We start from the raw sequence: 3,257 nt of genomic DNA, 5'->3' as shown, positions 1-3,257 counted from the left end.
GCAAAGCTGACACCTCCGATGGTTTGCAGCTTGGCCGGCAGCAGATTCTGCTGTACCTGCTGCGCCGCCATCTGGTCAGAACGCAGCTCATCAAGGCTGCGCTCCAGACTCTCGCGGTAGAGATTTGCAGCCTCAAGCTGCGCCGCACGGCTCAGCAGGCGCGACAATGTCGCCACAAAGGCCTGGGCTTCGTACTGCAGACAACGGTAGCTGTAAATGTCACTGGCGCCGGCACGCAGGCCACTGAGCAGGAAGGAAGCGTCCAGCTCTGGCACCAGCGCTACAACCGGCTTGGGGTGCAAACGAATACAGAGGTCGCGCAGAGGAAGATCCGCCGGTAATCGTTGCACATTGACCACGGCCAGCGAAAACTCGTAATGATCCAGCAGACTTTCAAGCGCCGACGCATCAGAGGCTCTCAGTATCTGCAGACGAAAGGGTTCGACCTGCTCACTGAGTTCAAAGATTTGATCGATAAGTTGAGTATCGGACTCCACCAGCAGAATCCGGTGGCAGGGGGGACTCATAGAGTAGCCTGCGGTAGAAAAAGCCACATGTTCATGTGCCTGCACACTACGCCGATTGCCCTGAAGTTGCAACGCAAAGGTCAGAAGTCCTGCGCATCAAAAGGCGCATTGATCTGGCCATCATTCACCTGAAATTCCCGGCGCTGCAGATAGGCATCGCGAATGAAAAGATAACGATCTCCACTGGTCAAGCCTTCAGACGCCAGCAGCTCGGCGCGCATATCGATCAGGCGCATGGCATAGAGGCTGTTACGCGTCGGCACATGCTCGACTTCGCCCACAGGGTCCAGGTAACTGTCCGGCACCAGGGCCATACCATCACGCAGCGTGCTGGGGCCAAACAATGGCAGCACCAGATAGTTACCGCTTGGCACACCCCAGTAGCCCAGCGTCTGACCAAAATCTTCACTGTGCTTTTCCAGCCCCAGCGGCGTTGCGAGATCCAGCACACCGGCAAGACCAAAGGTACTGTTAAGCGTTATGCGCGCGACATCGCTGGCGGCATCATGCAACTTCAACTGCAGGGCGTTGTTTACCAGAGTACGCACATCACCCAGGTTGCCAAAAAAATTCGACACACCACGCTCAACCAGATCAGGCGTTACGTACTGATAACCCTGAGCAACAGGTTTGAGGGCATAGCGATCCAGCACATCGTTAAACTCAAACACAGTCCGGTTAAAACCTTCCCATGGATCAACTGATGCACCTTCGCCTTGTTCGGCCGCAACCAGCGGCGTACTCATCAGCGCCGCACTCAATATCGCAACCTTGCAGGATTTCATCGTCAATGCTTCCTTCACTTAACACTGCCTAAACATTGGCTCTTTATAGCATTTCGCACCTGCGTAAACCAGATGCAGATCCGTATCCCCGCCGCGCAGCCCTATCGGCGAGCATTGCCCAAACGAAAAAGGGCCCCCTTGCGGGGACCCTTCTGTACAACCAATCACGCCAGGCGGATTAGAAGTTTACGTAGTAGCTCATAGTAACAATGTCGGTGCTGGCGGCATTATCCGGATCCAGCACAGTGTAAGCGGCTTTCACGCCAGCTTTTTTGCCCAGAGCATATTCAGCCTGAACGCCGTATGCCTGTTCGTCGTTGTTACCGCCGCCATCGTTGAAGTTTTCACCGTAGACGCCTTTCAGCTTGGCATTGCCAATCTTGTAAGTCGCGGCCAGGGCGTACATTTCGTCTTCCATCGAACCCTGTTCAGCTTTCTCATAGGTAGCACCCAGAGTCAGGTCACCGATATTGTAACCGGCACCGACTACCAGCAAATCTGCATCTTCTACGAGTCCAGTAGTAGCAGTCCCATCAAGATAGTTACCATCCAGCTCGGAGTAACCAACAGACAGGCTCAGATCCATGATGGAGTAGTTGAAGCCAACAGTGTAACCGTCAACATCTTCTTCAGCATCATCATTGCCGCCATCAGCGATCAACTGAGCATAGGCTTCAAAGCCCGCCATCTTCGGTGTGACATAAGTCAGAGCATTACCGACACGGTCATTGTTCATCAGGTTGTTGGTTTGACCCATCAGGATATCGGTATAGCCTTCACCGGCTTCAGTCAGACGGTTCTGACGACCCACCTGAACGATACCGAAGTTGCCAACCAGGCCAACGTTGGCTTTACGCATGATAACGTCGCCGCTAACGTTGCTGCCGTTTGCCGCCATTGGATCGCTACCGTTGGCATCCAGACGGAATTCGATCTGGTAAGTGGCTTTAACGCCGTCCAGGTTTTCCAGGTCGGAAGAACCCTTAACACCGATTTCAGCCTTGTCGACGTACAGGTTAGCGTCTTTGTCTTCTACGAACTGAAGACGGGTATCAACACCACCGTACAGAGTGGCATCGGCCTGAGCGACGATCGGAGCAGTCATGGCACCGGCGATAGCCAGAGCGATCAGTGACTTTTTCATCAACATTCCCCTTCAATGATTCAACTTACTAGTTGTGTACTCTAGTTTTTCTTAGTGCACCTAAGTGCTTCTAGGAAAGTACTATAAATTCTAATTATTTCAAACCAGTGAAAGGATTTTTTTCATTTCTTTTCCTTACCACCTGGCTACTTTATTTATAGTCACATACGAATTGTCACTAAAGGTTAAGTCAACCTGTACATTCTTTGGCCTTGCCTGGCGCAGTTTCGCTTCCAAAAAAGCGTTAGAAACATCCCTATTACAACGGCCAAGCAATAGCAAAACCGCAAGCATTACAGCATACCCGCCCGCAGCACGCAAGCCTGCCCACAGCGCTATTGCTGCCGGATATCACACCGCCTGCATAGCCGCCACGGCTGTGAATCCGGAGTCTTGCAAATAAACCCAGCCGGCACGCAATGACTTAATGGCGCATTAACAACCCATAGACACACAAGCGCCATAACAGCAACCGACAACCGCAGCGGTACAGCCGGCCTAAATAGGCGCAGACTAGCGACTTCTATTTAGTTCCTGCCTCAGCGCCCTATCGCTGCGGCTTTCTAGCAGCCTGTCGGACTTAACACTTATCTACTGCGGAAAAGCCGGTTTTGGTAAAGAGGGGTCATTTTTGTCTGCTCTTTGATAGAACCACTATTCACAAGCTACATCCCTGTAGCTTGCCCGGTGGGCAGCTTACGCTGTGTAAATCGGCTATCCTGCCGATTTATCGCCTCAAAAGAGCTCAAAACGGACTTCCCCTCGCTACGATCGGTCAAGTCCGACACGGTACATTAAACA

At 52.4% G+C, this 3,257-nt stretch carries 3 protein-coding genes; all 3 read right to left on the bottom strand.

The genetic code is table 11. The features are described from left to right. The coding region (locus MPRO_RS04200; protein ID WP_158651747.1) for a hypothetical protein at positions 1–527 on the bottom strand (527 nt) is incomplete at its 3' end. A gap of 80 nt (positions 528–607) precedes the next feature. After that, complete coding sequence (locus MPRO_RS04195; RefSeq protein ID WP_067287436.1) at positions 608–1,312, bottom strand: MlaA family lipoprotein; 705 nt, start codon at positions 1,310–1,312, stop codon at positions 608–610. Between the two features lie 178 nt (positions 1,313–1,490). Beyond that, entirely contained in the window at positions 1,491–2,456 is a 966-nt protein-coding gene (locus tag MPRO_RS04190) for a porin (RefSeq protein ID WP_067287433.1), read from the bottom strand. Positions 2,457–3,257 lie beyond the last annotated feature (801 nt).

This window comes from Marinobacterium profundum (assembly GCF_001528745.1).
Taxonomy (GTDB): domain Bacteria; phylum Pseudomonadota; class Gammaproteobacteria; order Pseudomonadales; family Balneatricaceae; genus Marinobacterium_A; species Marinobacterium_A profundum.
Note: the sequence above shows the minus strand (reverse complement) of the source record. Positions and strands in the feature narration are given on the sequence as shown.